A 22,717-nucleotide genomic window follows, 5' to 3' on the forward strand; every position below is an offset into this window, starting at 1 on the left:
CCGCTCAGGCGCCCGGCACCAGCAGGTCGCGGTGAAAGAAGTAGACCTCCTGCAGCAGGAAGCGCCAGCGGGTCTGGAAGCTGCGGAAGCGGGTGCTCGGGGTCGAGGACGCCAGCGCGTCGATCTGCAGCTCGCGGCACAGCCGCAGCGCCCGCGCCATGTGCAGCGGATCGCTGACGACGATCGCCCGGTGCAGGCCGTGGCTGCGCATCAACCCGCGCGCCTCGAGCAGGTTCTGGCGGGTGGTGCGCGAGACGGTCTCGATCAAGATCGCGTCGGCCGGCACGTCGTGGCGCAGCGCGTAGCGGCGCGCCACCTGCGATTCGGCGAAACGCGCGCCGTTGCCGCCGAAGCCGCCGGTGAAGATCAGGGTCGGCGCATAGCCGCGCTGGTACAGGTCCAGGCCGTGGCGGATGCGTTCCTCGAACACCGGCGAGGGCTTGGCGTCGTAGGCGGCCGCGCCGAGCACGATGATCGCGTCGGCCGGCGCCGCCTGGTCGCGGTCGCCGACCCAGACGATGTAGATCGCCACGCCCAGCAGCCACAGGCCCAGCACCGCGGCCAGCCGACCGAGCCAGCCCAGCCAGCCGCGCCGTCGCCGCGGCTTCAAGCCGCGCCCCACGGCAGGGTGTCGAGGTCGACGTTGCCGCCGGACAGGATCAGCCCGACCCGGCGCCCGGCGAAGCGCTCGGGCTGCGCCAGCACCGCCGCCAGCGCGATCGCCGACGAGGGTTCCACCACCTGCTTGAGCACCTGCCACAGCAGCCGCATCGCCGCCACGGTGGCGGCGTCCTCGACCACGATCGTCTCGGCCTGGCCATGCAGCAGCGCGAAGTTGGGCGCGCCGAGGGTGCCGCGCAGGCCGTCGCAGACCGTGTCCGGAACGAAGTCCACGCGCAGCGCGCCGGCCGCCAGCGAGCACGCGGTGTCGGCGGCGCCGGCCGGCTCGGCCAGCAGCAGGCGTGCCTGCGGCGCCAGCGCCGACAGCGCCAGGCGGCTGCCGGCGGCCAGGCCGCCGCCGCCGACCGGCACCACCAGCAGGTCGAGCGGGCCGCTGGCGCCGAGCAATTCCAGGGTCGCGGTGCCCTGGCCGGCGATCACCGCCGGATCGGTATACGGATGCACCAGGGTCGCGCCGGTCTGCTGCTGCACCTGCGCGCACATCGCCTCGCGCGCGGCGATGCCGGCTTCGCAGCGCCACAGGGTGGCGCCGTCGCGGGCGATGTTGGCCAGCTTGGCCGCCACCGCGCCCTCCGGCACCACCACGTGGCAGCCGATGCCGCGGCTACGCGCGGCCTGCGCCAGGGCCGCACCGTGGTTGCCCGAGGAATGGGTGACCACGCCGCGCGCGGCCTGGGCCTCGCTCAGCGCCCACACCGCATTGCAGGCGCCGCGGAACTTGAACGCGCCGCTGCGCTGCAGGTGCTCGGCCTTGAAGAACAGCGTCGCGCCGGTCGACGCGTCCAGCGCCCGCGAGCGCAGGACCGGCGTCACCTGGGCATGCGGCGCGATCCGCGCGGCGGCGGCGGTCACATCCGCGAAAACGGGCAGTGAAGATGAGAACATGCGTGAAAGGTTAGCGTATCGTCCCAAGTTCGCGGTGTCGCGGGCTGCCAAGGCAATGCAGCCGTTGCACGCGACTTAAGCGTTCAATCAACGACGAAGCGGGTTAAGGGGGCATTCAATGCAACACGCCGAACCTGTCGGTCAGCCTCAGGGAGAGGATTCGCCATGAACATGCGCCTGATCTTGGCCGCTGGATTGCTGGCCACGCTGAGCGGCTGCGCCACCTACGACTACGCCGACAGCGGTGGCGGCTATTACCGCGGCGCCCCCTCGGTCGAATACCGCTATCCGGACGGCTACTCCGACGGCTACTACGCGCCTTACGGTGCCGTGCCCTATGGCTATGGCGCCGGCTATTACGGCTATGGCTACTACGGCTACGGCGGCCCTTACTACTACCGCGACTACTACGGTCCGCCGCGGCACCGTCCGCCGCCGCGCCCGCGGCCCGACGACAACGGCCGCCCGCCGGACCGTCCGCCGCCGGTCATCGGCGGTGGCGGCGGCCGGGTCAAGTCGCCGTGGCGCGACCTGGACCGGCTGCGCCGTCCCGATGCCGCCAACGCCGGCCCACGCCCCCAGGCGATGCAGCCGCGTCCGCAGTCGATGCAGCCACGTCCGGCCAGCGCGCCGCGGCCGGCCGCCCAGCCGCGTCCGGCCGCGCCCCGGCCTGGCAATCTGGGTCGTAGCAATGGGACGAAGCGCACACTAGAGCCCTAAGAAAAGGCTTGATTTCACGCGGGCACAAGACGCACTCTACGTCGTACGGGGTGACCGCCTGCGTCGCTTTATGACCCGAAGCGATCGCCCCACCGTCTATGTCGATGTCCGACAGGGAAATCTGGATCCCCCCTGTTCCGGCCCTGTCGGGCGTCGGCGCCTAAAACGAAAAGCCCCGGTTCGCCGGGGCTTTTCGCGTTCGGGCCTTGCGGTTGCTGGCATCGGACCCGAATCGCAGGCATAAAAAAGGGCCGGCAGTCCCCCGACTACCGGCCCCCAGCTCCCCCAACGTGCGCGTGACTGGCCCCTGTTCCAATTCCAGTCGTACGCCCCTGACGCAATGCCACGTTGGGTGCAGTAGGGATATCTGCAGACTACGTGCCAACTTTAGGGCCGAATCCGTAAACTGTGATGCGAACTCCAAAAATTCCGTTTTCCGGCGCGCGCCGTCCCGCGCACGCCCCCATCCCGGTCCGCGCGACCGGGCGGACGAATAGCCGATGAGCGATTCCTTCTACCGCTACGACGTCATCGTGATCGGCGGCGGCCATGCCGGCACCGAAGCGGCGCTGGCCTCCGCGCGCGCTGGCGCGCGCACCCTGCTGCTGACCCACAACGTGGAGACGGTGGGCGCGATGAGCTGCAACCCGGCCATCGGCGGCATCGGCAAGGGCCATCTGGTCAAGGAGATCGATGCGCTGGGCGGGGCGATGGCGCATGCCGCCGACCTGGCCGGCATCCAGTGGCGCACGCTCAATGCCTCCAAGGGTCCGGCGGTGCGCGCCACCCGCTGCCAGGCCGACCGCAACCTGTATCGCGGCGCGGTCCGGCGCCTGGTCGAGGCGCAGCCCGACCTGACCCTGTTCCAGGCTGCGGTGGACGCGCTGATCGTGGAGGGCGAGCGCGTGCGCGGCGCCGTCACCCAGACCGGCCTGCGCTTCGAGGCGGCGGCGGTGGTGCTGACCGCCGGTACCTTCCTGGCCGGCAAGATCCACATCGGCCAGACCCAGTACGCCGGCGGCCGCGCCGGCGACCCGCCGGCCACCGCGCTGGCGCAGACGCTGCGCGACGGCCGCTTCGGCGTGGACCGGCTCAAGACCGGTACCCCGCCGCGCATCGACGGGCGCAGCCTGGACTACGCGGCGATGGAGGAGCAGCCCGGCGACGATCCGCTGCCGGTGATGTCGTTCATGGGCGAGCTCGCCCAGCATCCGCGCCAGGTCTCGTGCTGGATCACCCATACCACCGAGCGCACCCATGACATCATCCGCGGCGCGCTGGACCGCTCGCCGCTGTACACCGGCCAGATCGAGGGCATCGGCCCGCGCTACTGCCCGTCGATCGAGGACAAGGTGGTGCGCTTCGCCGAGAAGGCCAGCCACCAGATCTTCGTCGAGCCGGAAGGCCTGGACGTGGCCGAGATCTATCCCAACGGCATCTCCACCTCGCTGCCGTTCGACGTGCAGCTGGAGCTGGTGCGCTCGATCCGCGGCTTCGAGCGCGCGCACATCACCCGTCCCGGCTACGCGATCGAATACGACTTCTTCGACCCGCGCGGGCTGAAGGCCTCGCTGGAGACCAAGGCGATGCCTGGGCTGTTCTTCGCCGGCCAGATCAACGGCACCACCGGCTACGAGGAAGCCGCCGCGCAGGGCCTGATCGCCGGGCTCAACGCCGCGCGCCAGGTGCGCGGGCTGGAGCCGTGGACGCCGCGCCGCGACCAGGCCTACATCGGCGTGCTGATCGACGACCTGATCACCCACGGCACCACCGAGCCGTACCGCATGTTCACCAGCCGCGCCGAATACCGGCTGCAGCTGCGCGAGGACAACGCCGATGCGCGCCTGACCGGCATCGGCCACGACCTGGGCCTGGTCGGCGAGGCGCGCTGGGCGCGCTTCCGGGCCAAGCAGGAGGCGGTGGCGCGGGAGAACGAGCGGCTGCGCGTGCTGTGGGCCACGCCCGGCAATGCGCTGGGCCGCGAGGTCGCCGCGACGCTGGGCGTGGCGGTCAGCCGCGAGACCACCGTGCTCGACCTGATCAAGCGCCCGGAACTGGACTACGCCGCGCTGATGCGGGTGCCGTCGCTGGGCCCGGGCGTGGACGACGCGCAAGTCGCCGAGCAGGTCGAGATCGGCATCAAGTACGCCGGCTACCTGGACCGCCAGCGCGACGAGATCGCGCGCCAGCAGCGCCACGAGGACACGCCGATCGCCGAGGCGTTCGACTACGCGCAGGTGCGCGGGCTGTCGGCCGAGGTGCAGCAGAAGCTGCAGCGCGTGCGCCCGCAGACCGTGGGCCAGGCGCAGCGCATTCCCGGCATGACCCCGGCGGCGATCTCGCTGCTGCTGGTGCACCTGGAGCGCGCGCGGCGCAGCCGGGTGGCGTAAGCGGCGGCGGCGTGCAGGATGCAGTGCAGCGGTTGCCGGGCTAGGCCGGCAGCCGCAAATTGATGAGCGCAATGGCTCCTGACGGGGTATCGCCTGCTGCAGGCGGTGAAGCTTTAGCTTTTATTTTTACTCCTCGTCCTCGCCATCGTCTTCATGGCGCGAGATGCTCTGTTCGACTTCCTCGAGCGTCGCTTCCGCCGTCTTGAGCGTTTCAGCAGCATCCACCGCGATCGCGGCGGCCTGTTCTTCGCTGATAGCTCCGGCTTCGAGCGCCTTGATCGCCTTCTCGACGCAAGCGATTTCCTCAGGCATCGGATTCAACACATTGCTCCGCAGCATGGCAGTCTCTTCGCCGAGCGGCAGTTCTTCATACTCGTCGGCGTCCAGATTGTTCCGCCGGATGCTTTCGTTGTTAATGGCCGTTGCCTTATCCAGCAACTCCAATGCGTCGTCCTGGACTGCTTGCAGATCGTGTACCAGATCGACCAGCGTTTCGTACGAACTCTCTTCCGTCTTCATAACTTGCCTCGACTCCAGGGCACACCGCACCGAAACGGCACAGGCTTCGTTGCCCTGGAATCCGAGTCTATCCATGGAATTTTTGCATTGCACACATGAGTAAACACATGAAGTTTCCGCTGTAAATCGGGCACTTGGCGATCACCCCAAGCGCTATGGGACACGCACTGCGCCACCACAACATTTGGTGATGCTTCGATGCGGTAGCGCGACTTGGACGCGTGCGTTCGCGCCGAACACGGCCGCCGGACCCATGCAGAACGGCAGCAGAGTGCGCAACGCGCAGGCGACCGAGCGCGTTCGCTGGTCTCGCGCTACACGCCAGAAGGCCCCATGCGCGGGCTGGCTGGCATCATGGGGCGTGCTGCCGTCATTGGCGCAGTGCGGCGGAGCCGCCGCCGTCGCATCCGCGCCGCCGCCCGGCACGGTGTACAGCGCGACCCGGTTGCTGTCGTCCTGCAGGCACAGGGCGATCAGCGCCTGCTGTGCGGCGTACGGCGACCGCCGTGCGTCCAGCACCTGCAGGTCCTCGTCCACGCCGGCGCGGTGGCGCGCCCCACTCCCCGGCCGCAGCATCGCAGCGCGCAGCCCGGATCGCGTGGAGCCGCTGCCGCATTCCTGCCTTGCAACCGGCCTGCTTCTTCGTCACCTTGTCCACGCGGGACTTTCGCTATTGAAGGGCGTGTGCAGGTGCCGACCGAGCCGACGCAGATCACATGACGATGCGCAGAAGAACGGGATACATGTGAAAAAAACCGGCTTGGGGGCTGGCGGCGACGACTGGGTGGCGCGCAACCTCCCCGACCAGGCGCAGTGGCCGCGGGTCCAACGCCTGCTGCGGTTCGGCGGGCTCGCCTGCATGGCGCACGGCCTGGCATGGACGGCGTACTACATCACGCATGGCATGAGCGCACTGGCGCTCGTTCTCTTTTCGGTGATGCTGATGGGCACGGCCTGCCTGTACATGTCGCGCAGGCTCGATCGCGTTTCCCTCGTCGCCATCGCGCATCTGCTGCTGATCATGACGGTGTTCGCCAGCCTGGCCGATACGCCGACCGCGGCGGCGGCGCGATCGACGCATCTGTTCCTTCTGCCGATCGGTGCAGCCGCCTTTTTCCTGTTCCGCAGCGAAGGGGTCTACCTGCGCTGGGCATTCCCGGCGTTGTGCTTTGCGTTGCTGATCGCGCTGGCCATCATCCCTGGCAGCCTCGGCGTTGCGCTGAGGCTGATGCCGGAGGAGATCCGCCGGATCGGCCATGGCCTGAACACCGCGACCGCGATGATCCTGACCGCCGGGGTGTTGGCCATCTTCAGCGAGGACATCAAGGTGCGGCTGGACCAGCATGCGGCGCTGGTCCGCGCGCTCGCGCATGAGGAGTTGTGCGCCCACCTGCAGCCGCAGGTGTCGGCGCGCGGACGGCTGGTCGGCGCGGAAGTGCTGCTGCGCTGGAATCGACCGGGCTATGGATTGCAGCCGCCGGCCGAGTTCATCCCCCTGGCCGAAAGTACCGGGCTGATCCATCAGATCGGCATGTGGGTGCTGGAACAGGCCTGCCTGCAGCTGAAAGCCTGGTCGCGGCATCCCGGCACCGCGGATCTGGTGCTGTCGGTCAACGTCAGCCCCTTGCAACTGGTGTCGGCGAGCTTCGTCGAAGACGTGCGCGGCGTGGTGGGCCGGATCGGCGCTCCGGCGAACAGACTCCGTTTCGAGATCACCGAGTCGGCGCTGGCGAGCGACCTGCCCTTGGTCACCGCGAGGATGAACGCGCTGCGCGAGGACGGGATATCGTGGTCGCTCGACGACTTCGGCACGGGTTTCTCTTCGCTGTCGCTGCTGCAGGCGCTGCCGCTGGACGAACTGAAGATCGACCGGTCGTTCGTCCGCGGAATGACCGCAGACGGCAACCAACGCGAGCTGGTGCGCAAGATCATCGAGATCGCGGGCATCCTGGGTATCTCCACGGTCGCCGAAGGCGTGGAGACGGAGCAGCAGCATGCATGGCTGGGCGAGATGGGATGCACGGCGTACCAGGGCTATCTGTTCGGCCGCCCGGTCGCCGCGGATACGTTTGCGCAGGCCCATCTGGGCACGCTGGTTTCGCCACCGGGCGTTTCCCACGGGGATGCCGACCGCGGTCCATTCCGCGAGTAGCAAGCTGCGCAAGCCTGCGCTGCCGTCAGCGCGCTACGCGTCTGTGGGAGCGACTTCAGTCGCGACGGCCTTCCCGGCAACGCCCGTCGCAACGGAAGTCGCTCCCACATCGTGCATCCGCGTGGGCTGACTCGAACCTGCGCGTCCCCGCGCTCAGCGGCTCGCCGCGGCAGAGGCTGTCGCGCTCGCATCCGCGCCGCCGCCCAGCACGGTGTACAGCGCGACCCGGTTGCTGTCGTCCTGCAGGCGCAGGGCGATCAGATCCTGCTGTGCGGCGTACAGCGAACGCTGCGCGTCCAGCACCTGCAGGTAGTCGTCCACGCCGGCGCGGTAGCGCGCCTCGGCCAGCGTGTGGCTGCGTCGCACCGCGTCCACCAGCGCCTGTTGCGCGCTCAGCTGCGCCGCGAGGTGGTCGCGCTGCGCCAGCGCATCGGCGACGTCGCTGAAGGCGCTCTGGATGGCCTTTTCGTATTGCGCCACGGCGATGTTCTTGCCGATCTTCGATACGTCCAAGGAAGCCTTCAGCGCGCCGGCGTGGAAGATCGGCAGCGCGATGCTGGGCACGAACGACCAGGTCCGCGAGCCCGCCGCGAACAGCGTGGACAGCGCGTCGCTGCTGCGGCCGGTGGAGGCGGTCAGCGAGACGGTCGGGAAGAACGCCGCACGGGCGGCACCGATGTCGGCATTGGCCGCCTTCAGCGCATGCTCGGCGGCGAGCACGTCGGGACGCTGCAGCAGCACCGTGGCATCCAGTCCCGCCGGCAGCGGAGCCAGGGCCACGCTGCCGTCGAACGCATCGGGCCCGGCCAGCAACGCGGCGTCCACCGGCGCGCCGACCACCAGTTGCAAGGCATCGCGGGCCTGGACGAGCTGGGTGGCATCGCGCGCCACATCGACGCGGGCCGCTTCCACGCTGCTCTGGATCTGCGCCAGGTCCAGCCCGGAGCCGATCCCGTTGTCGTGCTGGGCGCGGCTGCGCCTGAGCGTCTGCTCCTGGCTGTCCAGGGTCTGCTGCGCCAGGGCCAGCAGTTGCCGGTCGGCACCGACCGCGAGCCAGTCGTCGGCGATCTGGCCGATCAGGCTCAGGCGCACGCTGCGTTGCGTTTCGGCACTGGCCAGCCAGGTTTCCAGGGCCTCGTCCTTCAGGCTGCGCACGCGGCCGAACAGGTCCAGTTCCCAACTGCTGATGCCGACCTGCAGCGTGTCGCTGCTGCCGATCTGCGCCTGCCCGGTGTCGCTGGCGCTGGCGCTGGTCCGCTGGCGGCTGTTGCTGGCATTGGCATCCAGCGAAGGCGCCAGCGCGGCGCGCTGGATCCGGTACTGCGCGCGCGCCTTGTCGATGTCGAGCATGGCCACGCGCAGGTCGCGGTTGTTGTCCAGGCCCAGGGCGATGACCTGGCGCAGGCGCGGATCGAGGAACACCTCGCGCCAGTCCGGCATCGCCAGCGTGGCGCCGGCCGCAGGCGGGGCGCTGCCCGCGGCATCGAACTGCAGCGGCACCGGCGGCGCCGGGCGCGCGTAGTGCGGGGCCATGCTGCACGCGGCCAGCGCCGCGCAGCACGTTGCGGCCAGCAGGCGGGACGACCATGCGCTCATGGCGTGGCCTCCAGCGGCGGATGCTTGCTGCCGGGGAACACGCTGCGCACGATGACGTAGAACAAGGGCACGAAGAACAGGCCCAGGGTGATCGAGGCCAGCGTGCCGCCGGTCACGCCGGTGCCCAGCGAATGGCGCGCGGCCGAGCCGGCACCGTGACTGAACACCAGCGGCAGCACGCCGAGCAGGAACGCCAGCGAGGTCATCAGGATCGGCCGCAGGCGCATCTGCACCGCGTGCAGGGTGGCCGCCAGCAGGCTTTCGCCGCGCTGCTCCAGCTCGCGCGCGAACTCGACGATCAGGATGCCGTTCTTGGCCGCCAGGCCGACCGTGGTCAGCAGGCCGACCTGGAAGTACACGTCGTTCTGCAGGCCGCGCACGGTCATCAACAGCGCCGCGCCGAACACGCCCACCGGCACCGCCAGCATCACCGCGAACGGGACCGTCCAGCTTTCGTACAGCGCCACCAGGCACAGGAACACGAACAGCAGCGAGATCGCGTACAGCGCCGGCGCCTGGTTGGCCGACAGCTTCTCCTGGTAGGCCATGTCCGACCACGCATAGCCGAAGCCGTGCGGCAGCTGCTTGCTCAGTGCGGCCATCGCGTCCATCGCCGCGCCGGAGCTGACGCCCGCCACCGCCTGGCCGGTGAGTTCCATCGCCGACACGCCGTTGTAGCGCTCCAGCGCGGCCGGCGCGCTGGTCCAGTGCGAGGTGGTGAAGGCGGACATCGGCACCATGTCGCCGCTGGCGTTGCGCACCGTCCAGCGCTGCAGATCCTGCGGCGCCATGCGCGCCTCGGCGTCGCCCTGCACGAACACCTTCTTGATGCGGCCCTTGTAGATGAAGTTGTTGACGAAGTCGCCGCCGAGCGCGCTGTTGAGCGTGGCGTTGATGTCGCCCGGGTCCACGCCCTGTGCCTGCGCCTTGTCGTCGTCGATCTTGACCGCATAGACCGGCGCGTCCTCCAGGCTGGCGTAGCGCACGTCGCGCAGCTTGGGGTCGTGCCCGGCCAGGCGCAGCAGCTTGTCGCGCGCGTTCACCAGGGCGGCGTGGCCGGCGCCTTCGTAGTCCATCAGTTCGAAGGTGAAGCCGGAGGCGTCGCCGAGCCCGCTGATGGCCGGCGGCGAGGTCACGAACAGCTCCGCGTCGGGCACGTCGGCCAGCGCCTTGTTGAGATGCGCGGCGATGGTGTCGGCGTCGTCCTCGCGGTCGTCCCAGTCCTTGAGGCGGACGAAGGCCATGCCGACGTTCTGGCCGGCGCCGGTCACGCTGAAGCCGGCCGAGGACAGCACCGAGCGCACGCCCGGCTCGTGCAGCGCGGCCTTGGTCAGGCGGTCGGTCACCGCCAGGGTCTGCTCCAGGGTGGAGCCGGCCGGCAGCTTGACCAGCACGTTGAGCATGCCCTCGTCCTCGTCGGGCAGGAACGCGCCGGGCAGGCGCCACAGCAGCACGCCGGTGACGCCCAGCAGCAGCGCGTAGGCGAGCAGGCCCAGCGCGCGCCGGCCCAGCACCCGCTCGACCAGCGCACGGTAGCGCTCGGACAGCGCACGGAAGCGCGTGTTGAACCAGGCGAAGAACCGGCCGAGGCGGCCGTGCGAACCGATCGGTTCCTCGCCCTGGTGCAGCGGCTTGAGAATGGTCACGCACAGCGCCGGGGTCAGGCTCATCGCCACCAGCACCGACAGGATCATCGAGGCGGCGATGGTGATCGAGAACTGCCGGTAGATGACCCCGGTGACGCCGTTGAAGAAGGCCATCGGCACGAACACCGCGGTCAGCACCAGCACGATGCCGACCAGCGCGCCGCCGATCTGCTGCATCGAGCGCAGCGTCGCCTCCTTCGGCGGCAGTCCTTCCTGGCTCATGACCCGCTCCACGTTCTCCACCACCACGATGGCGTCGTCCACCAGCAGGCCGATCGCCAGCACCATCGCGAACATGGTCAGGGTGTTGATCGAGTAGCCGAACGCGGCCAGCACGCCGAAGGTGCCCATCAGCACCACCGGCACCGCGATGGTCGGGACCAGCGTGGCGCGCCAGTTCTGCAGGAACAGGTACATCACCGCCACCACCAGCAGCACCGCCTCGATCAGGGTGATGACCACTTCCTTGATCGAGGTGGTCACGAACGGCGTGGTGCTGAAGGCGATGTGGTAGGTGTAGCCGTGCGGCCAGTACTGCTTGAGCTCCTGCAGGCGCGCGTCGATCGCCCTGGACGTTTCCACCGCGTTGGCGTCGGCGTTCAATTCGATGCCGAGCGAGGCCGACGGCTTGCCGTTGAAGCGGGTGATGCTGTCGTAGGTTTCCGGACCCAGGCCGATCCTGGCCACGTCGGACAGGTGCACCGCCGCGCCGCCGGGACCGCTCTTGAGCACGATCGCGCCGAACTGCGCCGGCGTGTGCAGGCGGCTGCGCGTGGTCACGGTCGCATCCAGGCGCTGCCCGCGCGGCGCCGGCTGGCCGCCGATCTCGCCGGCCGACACGTCGGTGTTCTGCGCCTGCAGCGCGTTCTCCACGTCCGAGGGCATCAGCGCGTACTTGCGCAGCTTCTCCGGATCCAGCCAGATGCGCATGGCGTACTCCGAGCCCATCGGCTGGATGTTGCCCACGCCGCTGACGCGGCTGATCTGGTCGTCGATGTTCGATTCCATGTAGTTGGCGACATCGAAGTTGTCCATGCTGCCGTCGTCGGAGGTGAACGCCACCACCTCGAACAGCGAGCCGCTGGACTTGGTGATGACGATGCCGTTCTGCTGCACGTCCTGCGGCAGCACCGACATCACCGACTGCAGCTGGTTCTGCACCTGCACCTGCGCGGTGTCGGCATTGGTGCCGGTCTCGAACACCAGGTTGACCTGCGCGGTCCCGTCCGAGGCGCTGGTCGAGGTCATGTACAGCAGATGGTCCAGGCTCTGCTGCGACTGCTCGATCAGCTGGGTGACCGTGTTCTCCACGGTCTGCGCCGAGGCGCCGGTGTAGGTGGCGCGCACGGTGATGGTCGGCGGCGCCATCTGCGGATAGCGCTCGATCGGCAGCGCGTGGATGGCCAGCATGCCGACCAGGACGACGACGATGGCCATGACCCAGGCCACCACCGGGTGGTTGACGAAGAAACGCGACATGGCAGCTCCTCAGTCGGCCTGGGCGTCGCCCGGCACCGCGGGCGCGGCCTCGAGCTGCGCGGCGCTGACCGCATACGGCACGACCGGTTTGCCGATCTCGGCGCGGCTGCCGTTGACCACGATCAGCCGTTCGCCCGGCTTGAGTCCGGCCTGCACCACCCAGTCGTGGCCGACCGCGTCGCCGGTGCGGATGCGGCGCTCCTCGACCCGGTTGTGCGCGCCGAGCAGCTTCACCAGCGGATCGCCCTTGGCATCGCGGGTCACCGCCTGCTGCGGCACCAGGATCGCGTTCGGGTCGCTGGCCAACGGCAACAGCGCGCGCAGGTACATGCCGGGCAGCAGCAGATGCTGCGGATTGGGCACGACCACGCGCAGGGTGACCCCGCCGGTGCCGGGATCGACCGAGGTGCCGACGAACTCCAGCGTGCCCGGATGCGGATAGAAGCTGCCGTCCTCCAGGCGTACCCGCACCGAGATCTTGCCGTCGGCCGCCTTGATCTGGCCGGCATCGAGCCGCTCGCGCAAGGCCAGCATCTGCGTGCTGGACTGGCTCACATCCAGGTAGATCGGGTCCAGCCGCTGGATCTTGGCCAGCGCCGCATCCTGCTGCGCGGTCACCAGCGCGCCGGCGGTATAGGCCGAGCTGCCGATGGTGCCGGAGATCGGCGCCGTCACCCGGGTGTAGTCGAGATTGATGCGCGCCGCCTGCAACGACGCCTGCGCCGCCACCACGTTGGCTTCGGCTTCCTGCAAGGCGGCCTGCGCGTCGTCGGCGTCCTGTTTGCTGGCCGCGTCCTGTTCGACCAGGGTGCGGTAGCGCGCGGCCTTGGGACGCGCCGCGACCACGGCGGCCTGGGCCTGCGCGAGCTGCCCGCGCGCCGTGTCGTAGGCGGCCTGGTACGGCGCAGGATCGATCTGGTACAGCACCTGCCCGGCCTGGACTTCCTGGCCTTCGGTGAACAGCCGTTGCCGCAGCAGACCGTTGACCTGCGGTCGCACGTCGGAGACTTCGTAGGCCACGGTGCGCCCGGGCAGCGACTGCTCCACCGGCAAGCTGTGCGGGGTCAGCGCGAGCGTGCCGACCTTGATCGGCGGTGGCGGTTGCGGCGCGGACGAACACCCCGCCGCCATCGCGAGCGCGACGACGGAACCACAGAGAATGAAACAACGAGGCGCGGCGAAAGCGTCGAGCATGAGGGTCAAATCGTGGGGGTGGGAAGATCGAAGCGCGCAACGCTACACGAAATGTATTCCCGCGATATATCCGCACGAAAACCGCAGTCAGCTGCCACTACAACTTGCGCGTGCGCGCAGAAAGATTGACGAAAGATTCGTATTGCGGGCGATACGTTGGTATCGCATCGGGATACGGATATTCCGGTCGCCGCGTCGCGTGTGCGGCACGTTTCCAACCCGTTGCCGGGCGCGCTGTTGCGCTCGCCGATGGCAGCGCCATTCGCTGCCGATACCAAGACGCACCCTCGATCCCGAGCAACACGCACCACCTTGCGCGTGCATGGAAAGGAAAGATGGAAGAAGTGAGCTGGGGCGACACGCCAGCGCGCGCAAGAGCAGGCGTGCGGCTTGTATCTGTCAGCGCCAACGCAACCTGCCGGAGAATCGATGACACGCCCTGGCGAACACGCATGGCGATGCGGAAATGACAGGGACGCGACAGTGAAGGAGCCACCGATGCGATCGGCGGCGCGCTGCGGCGATCGGCGCAGCAGCGAGGGATGTTTTTCGGCAGCGCGTCGTGCAGGACGCGCTGCCGCGCGACTCAGTCCTCGTCCGCCGCGGCCTCGCGGCCCTGCTGGCGGATGATCGCTTCCTGCCGCGCGTCCTCGATCGAGTCGCGCACCGCGCGCACGTCGGCGCGGCGGGTGTCGAAGACGAAGCGGCCGCTGAGCGCGCTGTCCGGGCGCAGTTCGCCCTTCTCGTACAGCGCCCACATCTCTTCGCCGTAATGGGTTTCGTTGAGCTCCGGGGCGAAGCGGCCGAGGCAGTCGCGCAGGTTGTGCACGTCGCGCAGCAGCATGTCGCGCGCGGCGTTGTTGCCGGCGGCGCTGACCACCTGCGGGAAGTCGATCACCACCGGGCCCTCGGCGGCGACCAGCACGTTGTATTCGGACAGGTCGCCGTGCACCAGGCCCAGGCACAGCATCTTCACCACGTCGCCGATCAATTGCATGTGGAACGCACGCGCCTGCTCCGGCTCCAGCTCCACTTCGCCCAGCCGCGGCGCGCTCTGCCCGTCGGCGTCGGTGACCAGGTCCATCAGCAGCACGCCGTGGAAGTAGCCGCGCGGCTGCGGCACGTGCACGCCGGCGTCCACCAGCTGGTACAGGGTGTTGGCCTCGGTGTCCTTCCACGCGGCTTCCTGCTCGCGGCGGCCGAACTTGGTCGCCTTGCCCATCGCCCGCGCCTGGCGGCTGCCGCGCACCTTGCGGCCCTCCTGGTACTGCACGCGCGCCTGGAAGCTGCGCTGCGCCATGTCCTTGTAGACCTTGGCGCACAGCACCTCGGCGCCGGCCTGGACCACGTACACGGCGGCCTCCTTGCCACTCTTGAGCGGGCGCAGCACGCTGTCGATGACGCCATCCTCGATCAGCGGCTGCAGGCCCTGGGGGGTTTTCATCGGACGCGGGGCACCTTGGGGGAAAACACGATTATGGCCCAACCTTGCGTGCATGCCGGTCGACAACTGCGGCATGGCCGGCCGCCAGCGGAGTAAAGTGGCACCCGCGATCGCCGCCACGGCGGCCGCAGTCGGCAATCCACAGTGCAATCGTCCAGAGGGTGTCATGAGCAAGGGCATGGATCAGAAGAAGAGCGACAAGAAGCAGCCGACCAAGACGCTGAAGGAAAAGCGCGCGGCCAAGAAAGAAAAGAAGAAGTAGCAAGCGCCTCCGGCGAGCTCGCGCGACGGGCTCGCCGGAACGTGGCCGCAGACGCGGCACGCCGCAGCAGGGCCCGGCTCTTCACAGATCCGGACGCGGCGGCCGATACGGATCCCGGTGGCGCGTGAACGACCGTGCCGCGCCCGCGCGCACTGCGATCGACCCATCCCTGCATCGGCCCGGCCACCGCGCAGACGCCGCGGTCCGCGCATGCGTTGCCGCCCGCATGGGTCCACCCGCCGTCCACGCCGCTGCGTTCCACCGCGATCTGCGCCTCGCCGCCCTCGCACTCGCCCCAGCCGTCGGTCGATCTGCCGCACGCCGATCGGCGCCTCGCCGCGACCGATGCCAAATTCGCACATCGGTGCGATAATCGACCAGACCTCTCGGAATGCGCCGTCGTCGGTGCCGCCCGCCAGGACGGCGGCGCGCTGGTGTCGCCGTCGCGTTTCCCGGCGCAGCGGCAGGCCACGGAAGACGCCTTCCGCTGTGGTCAGGACCCGTCCGTTTCCCTAGCCGTCTGACGGAACGCCCGGGCACACCGCCGTCGCGCAACCGCGCGCGGTCACGGAGTCTGCAGAGGAATACGCAACGTGAATACGCAATCGGATGTCTCGGTCCTGGGCCGCGGACTGCTTTGGGTGGTCGGCCTGTTGCTGGTGCTGATCGGCGGCGTGCTGCTGGTCGGCGGCCTGCGCCTGGCGACGGAGGGCGGCAGCTGGTACTTCCTGCTGATGGGGCTGGCCACGCTGGCCGCCGGCATCCTGGTGATCGCGCGCCGGCCCGCCGGCGCCGCGCTGTACGCCGCGGCCTTCGTCGGCACGCTGGTGTGGGCGCTGTGGGAAGTGGGACTGGCGTTCTGGCCGCTGGTCTCGCGCCTGGTCGCGCCGGCGGTGCTGGCGCTGCTCGTGGCCCTGCTGTGGCCGACCCTGCGCCGCAGCCGCCGGCAGCCGGCCGGGCGCGGCGCCTATGCGCTGTCGGCGCTGCTGGCGGTCGGCCTGGCCGCTACCGCGGGTTATGCCTTCGTGCCGCGCCCGGTCGTGCAGGCCAGCGCCGATGCGCCGGTCACGCCGGTGGCGCCAGGCACCGAGCAGAAGGACTGGATGCATTGGGGCAACACCGTGGCCGGCACCCGCTTCGCCGCACTGGACCAGATCAACCGCGACAACATCGGCCAGTTGCAGGTGGCGTGGACGACCCGCACCGGCGACGTGCCGACCAGCAACGGCTTCGGCGCCGAGGACCAGGCCACGCCGCTGCAGATCGGCGACACCGTGTATGTCTGCACCCCGCACAACCAGGTGTTCGCGCTGGATGCCGACAGCGGACAGAAGCGCTGGTCGTTCGACCCCAAGGCCACCGCGCCGAACTGGCAACGCTGCCGCGGCCTGGGCTACTACGACGCAGACAGCGCAGCGACCGCAACCGCGGCCGCCGGCGACAACCTGATGCCGGCGCCCGCTGCCGCAACGCCAGCGGCGACACCGGCGCTGTGCCGCCGCCGCATCCTGATGAACACGGTCGATGCGCGCCTGTTCGCGCTCGACGCGCAGACCGGCACGCCCTGCGCCGACTTCGGCCAGGACGGCGTGGTCGACCTCAAGGCCGGCATGGGCGAGGTCAAGCCCGGCTTCTACACCCTGACCGCGGCACCGCTGATCGCCGGCAACCTGATCGTGGTCGGCGGCCGCGTGGCCGACAACATCGAGGTCGGCGAGCCCTCGGGCGTGGTCCGCGCCTTCGACGTGCGCAGCGGCAAGCTGGTGTGGGCGTGGGACCTGGCCAAGGAAACCCCGGACACCCCGCTGGACCCGAACATCCACTACACGCGCGCCACCCCGAACGTGTGGACCTCGATGGCCTACGATCCGGCGCTGGGCCTGATCTACCTGCCCACCGGCAACACCACCCCGGACGCCTGGGGCGGCGAGCGCACGCCGCAGGACGACAAGTACAGTTCCTCGATCGTGGCGTTGGAGGTCGCGACCGGGCGCGTGCGCTGGCACTACCAGACCGTGCGCCACGACCTGTGGGACTACGACCTGCCGGCGCAGCCGACCCTGGCCGACGTGCCCGACGGCAAGGGCGGCACCGTGCCCGCGCTGCTGCAGGTGACCAAGGCCGGGCAGATCTTCATGCTCGATCGCGCTACCGGCCAGCCGCTGGCGCAGGTCCAGGAGGTGGCCGCACCGCAGGGCAAGGCCGACGGCGAGCGCTACGCGGCGACCCAGCCGCTGTCCACCGGCATGCCGCAGATCGGCACCGCAAAACTGACCGAAGCCGACATGTGGGGCGCCACCCCGATCGATCAGATGCTGTGCCGCATCCAGTTCAGGCAGATGCGCTACGACGGCATGTACACCCCGCCGGGCGAGGACCTGGCGCTGCAGTGGCCGGGCTCGCTGGGCGGCATGAACTGGGGCAGCGCCGCGCTGGACCCGACCACCGGCTACCTGTTCGTCAACGACATGCGCATCGGCCTGTGGACGAAGCTGATCCCGCGCCGGCAGATGGAGAGCCAGAAGGCCGGCGGCGTGGAGATGGGCGCGGCCTCGCAGACCGGCACCCCGTACGGCTCGCTGCGCGACCGCTTCGTCTCCAAGCTCGGCATCCCGTGCCAGAAGCCGCCGTACGGCACCCTGTCGGCGATCGACCTGGCCACCCGCAAGCTGGTCTGGCAGGTGCCGGTCGGCACGGTGCAGGACACCGGCCCGCTCGGCATCAAGATGCGCCTGCCGATCCCGATCGGCATGCCGACCCTGGGCGGCGCGCTGGCCACCCAGTCCGGCCTGCTGTTCTTCGCCGGCACCCAGGACTACTACCTGCGCGGCCTCGACAGCCACACCGGCAGGGAACTGTGGAAGGCGCGACTGCCGGTCGGCAGCCAGGGCACGCCGATGACCTACGTTTCGCCCAGGAGCGGCCGCCAGTACATCGTGGTCACCGCCGGCGGCGCGCGGCAGTCGCCGGACCGCGGCGACTACGTGATCGCCTACGCCTTGCCCGGCAAGCACTGAGACCCGCCCGGAACCGGCCGGCGCGCGCCGGTTCCGCGGCTACCGGGAACACGGCCGCCACGCAGGCGGCCGTGCAGCGCTTACCATGACGGGGTATCCGATGGATTGCACGCTCACCTGATGGCCGATTCCCCCGCTTCCGCAGGCCGGCGCAAGGCCGGCGCCGGTTCGCCGCCCGCCGAGCGCGGGCTCACCCACGAGCTGATGCAGCAGATCGACGGGCTGCAAGGCGACCCGGACTTCATGACCTCGCTGGCGCGCGGCCTGGCCGTGCTCAGCGTGTTCGCGCTGCATGCGCGCGAGGTCACCATGTCGCAGATCAGCACCGAGACCGGAATCTCGCGCGCGGCGGTCCGGCGCGTGCTCTACACCCTGGGCAAGCTCGGCTACGTCGGCGAACAGGGCCGCGGCTACGTGCTGCTGCCGCGCGTGCTGGGCATCGGCGGCGCCTACGTGGCGTCCTCGTCGATGACCGCCGCCGCGCAGCCGGTGCTGGACGCGCTGCGCGACGCGGTGCACGAATCCTGCTCGCTGGGCGTGCTCGACGGCGACGACCTGCTGTACATCGCCCGCGCCGAGACCGTGCGCATCATGTCGATCGGCCTGCGCGCCGGCAGCCGGCTGCCGGCCTACTGCACCTCGATGGGCCGGGTGCTGCTGGCGGCGCTGCCGCACGACACCCTGGAAAGCTACCTGGAGCGCAATCCGCTGCGCCCGCGCACCGAACGCACCGTCACCGGCCAGCGCGAGTTCCTGGAGACGCTGGCACGCGTGCGCCGCGAGGATGTCTCGCTGATCGACCAGGAACTGGAGATCGGCCTGCGCTCGATCGCGGTGCCGGTGCGCAACCGCCGCGGCGAGGTCATCGCCGCGCTCAACATCGGTACCCAGGCCGGCCGCGTGACCCTGCAGGCGATGCAGACGCAGCTGCTGCCGCCGCTGAGGGACGCCGCGCAGCGGCTGGGCGGCTTGCTCAGCTGAGCGCGCCGCAAGCGGCTCGCGCGCCGCCTGCGGTCGCTACATGGCACCCATCGCCGCACCGTTCGATCCGTCGGGCCACCGCGCCCGTGTCGCGCTCGGCGCGGCCGGCGCAGGTAGCCGACCACCGCCTCCACCCACGCCGCATGCGCGTCCTCGACGTGCGCCACATGGTCGGCGTGCGGCAGCGTGACCCGGCTGCGTGGCGAGCGGATCGTCGACGCCGCGCAGCACCAGCACCGGCACCTCCGCGACCTGCTCGGCCAGTACGCGAACTACTCCTGCGCACGCCAGTCCGTGCGCACCGGATCGGCGGCCAGCGCCTGCGCCACATCGGCCTGCATCTTGCCACGGCCATCCGTGCCGTCGCGCCGGCCGACGAAGTGCCGCAACGCTGGCGGAACACGGCGGAACCGGCCCATCATGCACGGCGCCAAGCGGGCGACAGCAGGAGCAGGAATGAGCGAGGAAGGCGGCATCACGTTCTTCGGATTTCGCGTGGACCCGAAGACGCCACGGGCGCGCTGGATCGTGTTCGGCTCGCTGGCACTGATCGTCATGGCCATGTTCGTCAGTGGCGGCAGGGCTTCCCGCGCGTTGCGCGAGCGCATCGAACACATCGCCGGCTTCGACATGCCCGACGCCATGCGCCCGGCGTGGAAGACGCGCGAGGAGGGGCTGCTGGGAGAGGGCATCGCCGTGTCGCAGGGGTATCGGCTGCCAGAGTCGCTGGCGGCAGCGTTGATGCACAGCTGCGAACAACGCGGCGGCCGGATCATGGAGCGCGAACAGGTGCTGGCCGATTTCCCGGAACTGGAATCCAGGGTCTCGGCAGGGTCCCCCGCGTGCCTGCGTAGCGCCGATACGCCGACCCGCGCGGTATCGCTGCTGCAGGACACCACGTTGGTGATCCGCATCCAGCGCCGTTGAAGCGTTTCGGTGTGGGTGTCTTTGGCGCCCGCGCCGTCCTGTAGGAGCGACTTCAGTCGCGACAGGCGTTACCGGGAAGGCCTGTCGCGACTGAAGTCGCTCCTACAAGATCGGCCACGCGATGCGAGCAGCGCAACGCCAGCGCCGCCGGCTTCAGCCCTCGGCCGCCTGCTCTTCCAGGATCGGCTTGGCCAGCGCGAAGGCGTGGTTGGCCGCGGGCACGCCGCAGTAGATCGCCGCCTGCAGCAGCACTTCCTTGATCTCGTCCGCGCTCACGCCGTTGTTGCGCGCGGCGCGCACGTGCAGCTTGAATTCCTCGTCGTGGCCGAGCGCGACCATCATCGCCAGGGTCAACAGCGAACGCGTGTGGCGCGGCAGGCCGTCGCGGGTCCAGACCGTGCCCCAGGCGGTGCGGGTGATGAACTCCTGGAACTCGCTGGTGAAATCGGTGCGCGCGGCCAGCGCGCGTTCCACGTGGTCTTCGCCGAGTACGACTTTGCGGACCTGCAGTCCGGCGTCGTAGCGTTGTTTTTCGTCCATGGGGTTTCCGTTGTGATGGCGGGAGAATGCAGCGTCGGGTTCGCTGGACGGCTGGTTATCGGCAAGCTGCGGAGCGGACTGCGTGCTAGGAAGCCTGCAGAAACTCGATCAGGCATTGGTTGAACGCCTGCGCGGACTCCACATTGCAGATGTGGCGGCCGGGCACCTGCGCAGCGCGGCCGTCCTGCACCGCAGCGGCGATCTCGCGCAGGTCCTGCGGCGGGCACACCGGATCGTCGTCGCCGGCGATCGCCAGCAGCGGCACCGCCAGCGCGCCGAGTCGGCCACGGAAGTCGGCGCTGGCCACGGCGTGGCAGCATGCCGCATAGCCTTCGGGCGAGGTGGCGAGGAAGGTGGCGATGATCTCGTCCAGCCGCTGCGGACACCGCGCGGCGAAGGCCGGGGTGAACCAGCGCTCGCGCGTCGCCGCCGCCAGTGCAGTCAGGCCCTCGGCCTGCACCTGCGCGATGCGTGCCCGCCAACTGTCCTCGCTGCCGATCTTCTGCGCCGTGGCGCTCACCACCAGGCGCTCCAGGCGTGCGCCGGCGTGCAGGCCCAGCCACTGCCCGGTCAGGCCGCCGATCGACAGCCCGCAGAAATGGCTGCGTTCGATCCGCAGCGCATCCCACAGCGCCAGCACGTCGCCGCCGAGATCGTCCACGCGATAGGGGCCGGCCGGCACGCCGGAGCCGCCATGTCCGCGACGGTCGTAGCGCAGCAGGCGGTAGTGCGGCGCCAGTGCGTCGATCTGCGCGTCCCACATGTGCAGGTCGGTGCCGAGCGAATTGCAGAAGGTCAGCCACGGCTTGCCGGCGCTGCCGTCGAGGCGGTAGTGCAGGCGATGGCTGGGCAGATCGAGAAACGGCATGGCGGCTCCGCGGAATCCAGTTGCACAGGCTCAGCCGTTGGCGAGCACGCGGTCGATCCAGACATCGGCCATGCCGCGCCAGCTGTCGGCGGCGAACAGCGCCTGCAGCCGGTCCTCATCCAACACCGCGGTCACCCGCGTGTCGGCCGCCAGCACCTCGCGCAGGTGACGGCCGTGCTGCAGTGCGTGGCGCGCGGACTCCTCCACCAACGCGTGCGCGGCGGCCTTGCCCAAGGTGGCGGCGAGCGCGACCGACACCGCCTCGGCGTAGAGCAAGCCGCCATGGCTGTCCAGGTGCGTGCGCATGCGCGCGCGGTCCAGTTCCAGGCCCTCGATGACGCTGCGCATCTGCGCCAGGCTGCCGGCGCTCAGGCGCACGATCTCCGGCACCGTTTCCCACTCGGCATGCCACTGCCCGGCGGCGCGTTCGTGCGGCTGCGGCAACGCCGCGTACAGCGTGGACACCAGGCCGGGCACGCGCGTGGCCGCGGCGATGGCGGCCACGCAGCCCACCGGGTTGCGCTTGTGCGGCATCGCCGAGGAGCCGCCCTTGCCGGACGCAGCCGGCTCGAAGGCCTCGGCCACTTCCGACTGCATCAGCAGCACGATGTCGGTGGCGATCTTGCCCAGGGTTCCGGCCAGCAGCGCGAACGCGCTGCCGATCTCGACGATGCGGTCGCGCGCGGCATGCCAGGGCAGCGCCGGCAGCGGCAGCCGCAGCGCCTGCGCCAGGGCTTGCGCCACCGCCAGCCCTTGCGTCTGCAACGAGGCCAGGGTGCCGGCGGCACCGCCGAACTGCAGCACCAGCGCGTCCTCGCGCAGCGCCTGCAAGCGGCGCTGCGCGCGCTGCAGCGCATCCAGCCAGCCGGCGGCCTTGAGTCCGAACGTCACCGGCACCGCCTGCTGCAGCAGTGTGCGGCCAGGCAAACCGGTGTCGCGTTCGCGCTGGGCGAGCGCATGCACGGCATCGCACAGCGCCGCCAGCTTCGGCTGCAGCGCGTCCAGCGCGGCGCGCAGCTGCAGCACGCTGCCGGTGTCGATCGCGTCCTGGCTGGTGGCGCCCCAATGCACCCAGCGCGCAGCGGACGCGTCGGTCGCCTCGACCTGTGCGGTCAGCGCCTTGACCAGCGGGATAGCCGGGTTGCCGGCCAGCGCGGTGGCCTGGCCGAGCGCGGCCAGGTCGTACCGCTGCGCCTGGCAGGCCGCCTGGATCGGCGCGACCGCCGCATCCGGAATCACCCCGCAGCGCGCCTCGGCCAGCGCCAGCGCGGCCTCGAAATCGAGCATGCCCTGCAACCGCGCGGTATCGTCGAACAGCGCATCGATGTCGGGGTCGCCGAACAAGGGGCTGAGCAGGGAAAGGCTGGAACTCATGGATGACGTCTCTGCGGGTCGTGCCGGCGCATCGGGCCGGCC

Annotated in this window: 17 protein-coding genes and 2 pseudogenes; 7 read left to right on the forward strand and 12 right to left on the reverse strand. The window is 70.0% G+C overall.

What is annotated here, in order from left to right:
* Positions 1-4: 4 nt before the first annotated feature.
* Complete coding sequence (locus HDC36_RS21590) at positions 5-622, reverse strand: YdcF family protein (RefSeq protein WP_179570927.1); 618 nt, start codon at positions 620-622, stop codon at positions 5-7.
* On the reverse strand, positions 607-1,566 hold the full coding sequence (locus HDC36_RS21595) for a pyridoxal-phosphate dependent enzyme (protein ID WP_179570928.1): 960 nt from the start codon (positions 1,564-1,566) through the stop codon (positions 607-609). The genes HDC36_RS21590 and HDC36_RS21595 overlap by 16 nt, the downstream gene beginning before the upstream one ends.
* Before the next feature lie 165 nt (positions 1,567-1,731).
* Here HDC36_RS21595 and HDC36_RS21600 point away from each other — a divergent pair, with 165 nt between their 5' ends.
* Positions 1,732-2,286: a hypothetical protein gene (locus HDC36_RS21600; protein WP_179570929.1), complete on the forward strand. Its 555-nt coding sequence runs from the start codon at positions 1,732-1,734 to the stop codon at positions 2,284-2,286.
* Between the two features lie 500 nt (positions 2,287-2,786).
* Positions 2,787-4,676: a tRNA uridine-5-carboxymethylaminomethyl(34) synthesis enzyme MnmG gene (gene mnmG, locus HDC36_RS21605; protein ID WP_179570930.1), complete on the forward strand. Its 1,890-nt coding sequence runs from the start codon at positions 2,787-2,789 to the stop codon at positions 4,674-4,676.
* Between the two features lie 126 nt (positions 4,677-4,802).
* On the opposite strand, the gene HDC36_RS21610 is transcribed toward mnmG, so the two are convergent.
* The gene (locus tag HDC36_RS21610; RefSeq protein WP_179570931.1) at positions 4,803-5,195 is read right to left on the reverse strand and encodes a hypothetical protein; all 393 of its coding nucleotides are present in this window, start codon (positions 5,193-5,195) and stop codon (positions 4,803-4,805) included.
* A gap of 405 nt (positions 5,196-5,600) precedes the next feature.
* A pseudogene (locus tag HDC36_RS21615) lies at positions 5,601-5,756 on the reverse strand (transporter); the annotation flags it as partial.
* 184 nt (positions 5,757-5,940) lie between these two features.
* Between HDC36_RS21615 and HDC36_RS21620 the strand changes: the two are divergent.
* Positions 5,941-7,347 (forward strand): EAL domain-containing protein, encoded by a 1,407-nt coding sequence (locus tag HDC36_RS21620; protein ID WP_179570932.1) that lies wholly within the window; start codon positions 5,941-5,943, stop codon positions 7,345-7,347.
* A 153-nt stretch (positions 7,348-7,500) separates the two neighbouring features.
* Here HDC36_RS21620 and HDC36_RS21625 read toward each other — a convergent pair whose 3' ends face one another.
* From HDC36_RS21625 to HDC36_RS21640, 4 genes are all read right to left on the reverse strand, one after another.
* Complete coding sequence (locus tag HDC36_RS21625) at positions 7,501-8,943, reverse strand: efflux transporter outer membrane subunit (RefSeq protein WP_179570933.1); 1,443 nt, start codon at positions 8,941-8,943, stop codon at positions 7,501-7,503.
* Positions 8,940-12,068 (reverse strand): efflux RND transporter permease subunit, encoded by a 3,129-nt coding sequence (locus HDC36_RS21630; RefSeq protein ID WP_179570934.1) that lies wholly within the window; start codon positions 12,066-12,068, stop codon positions 8,940-8,942. The genes HDC36_RS21625 and HDC36_RS21630 overlap by 4 nt, the downstream gene beginning before the upstream one ends.
* A gap of 9 nt (positions 12,069-12,077) precedes the next feature.
* On the reverse strand, positions 12,078-13,199 hold the full coding sequence (locus tag HDC36_RS21635) for an efflux RND transporter periplasmic adaptor subunit (protein WP_241093151.1): 1,122 nt from the start codon (positions 13,197-13,199) through the stop codon (positions 12,078-12,080).
* Positions 13,200-13,848: 649 nt separating this feature from the next.
* Positions 13,849-14,706, reverse strand: a complete 858-nt coding sequence (locus tag HDC36_RS21640; protein WP_179570936.1) for a PA4780 family RIO1-like protein kinase — start codon at positions 14,704-14,706, stop codon at positions 13,849-13,851.
* Positions 14,707-14,758: 52 nt separating this feature from the next.
* Here HDC36_RS21640 and HDC36_RS21645 point away from each other — a divergent pair, with 52 nt between their 5' ends.
* The 3 genes from HDC36_RS21645 (at position 14,759) to HDC36_RS21655 (ending at position 18,966) form a co-directional block, all read left to right on the forward strand.
* Complete coding sequence (locus HDC36_RS21645; protein WP_179570893.1) at positions 14,759-14,968, forward strand: hypothetical protein; 210 nt, start codon at positions 14,759-14,761, stop codon at positions 14,966-14,968.
* A 593-nt stretch (positions 14,969-15,561) separates the two neighbouring features.
* Positions 15,562-17,985 carry a membrane-bound PQQ-dependent dehydrogenase, glucose/quinate/shikimate family gene (locus tag HDC36_RS21650; RefSeq protein ID WP_179570937.1) on the forward strand — a complete coding sequence of 808 codons (2,424 nt, stop codon included), beginning with the start codon at positions 15,562-15,564 and terminating at the stop codon, positions 17,983-17,985.
* 120 nt (positions 17,986-18,105) lie between these two features.
* Positions 18,106-18,966, forward strand: coding sequence for an IclR family transcriptional regulator C-terminal domain-containing protein (locus HDC36_RS21655; protein ID WP_179570938.1), 861 nt, complete (start codon positions 18,106-18,108; stop codon positions 18,964-18,966).
* A gap of 98 nt (positions 18,967-19,064) precedes the next feature.
* Here the strand turns inward: HDC36_RS21655 and HDC36_RS21660 are convergent.
* Positions 19,065-19,301, reverse strand: a pseudogene (locus HDC36_RS21660) (alpha/beta hydrolase); the annotation flags it as partial.
* 121 nt (positions 19,302-19,422) lie between these two features.
* On the opposite strand from HDC36_RS21660, the gene HDC36_RS21665 reads away from it, so the two are divergent.
* The gene (locus tag HDC36_RS21665; protein ID WP_179570894.1) at positions 19,423-19,893 is read left to right on the forward strand and encodes a hypothetical protein; all 471 of its coding nucleotides are present in this window, start codon (positions 19,423-19,425) and stop codon (positions 19,891-19,893) included.
* 153 nt (positions 19,894-20,046) lie between these two features.
* On the opposite strand, the gene pcaC is transcribed toward HDC36_RS21665, so the two are convergent.
* From pcaC to HDC36_RS21680, 3 genes are all read right to left on the reverse strand, one after another.
* Entirely contained in the window at positions 20,047-20,433 is a 387-nt protein-coding gene (gene pcaC / locus HDC36_RS21670) for a 4-carboxymuconolactone decarboxylase (protein ID WP_179570939.1), read from the reverse strand.
* A gap of 85 nt (positions 20,434-20,518) precedes the next feature.
* Positions 20,519-21,301 carry a 3-oxoadipate enol-lactonase gene (gene pcaD / locus HDC36_RS21675; protein WP_179570940.1) on the reverse strand — a complete coding sequence of 261 codons (783 nt, stop codon included), beginning with the start codon at positions 21,299-21,301 and terminating at the stop codon, positions 20,519-20,521.
* A gap of 30 nt (positions 21,302-21,331) precedes the next feature.
* On the reverse strand, positions 21,332-22,675 hold the full coding sequence (locus tag HDC36_RS21680; protein ID WP_179570941.1) for a 3-carboxy-cis,cis-muconate cycloisomerase: 1,344 nt from the start codon (positions 22,673-22,675) through the stop codon (positions 21,332-21,334).
* Between the last annotated feature and the right edge of the window lie 42 nt (positions 22,676-22,717).

It is taken from the genome of Xanthomonas sp. JAI131 (genome assembly GCF_013410075.1).
In the GTDB taxonomy this organism is placed as follows: domain Bacteria; phylum Pseudomonadota; class Gammaproteobacteria; order Xanthomonadales; family Xanthomonadaceae; genus Xanthomonas_A; species Xanthomonas_A bonasiae.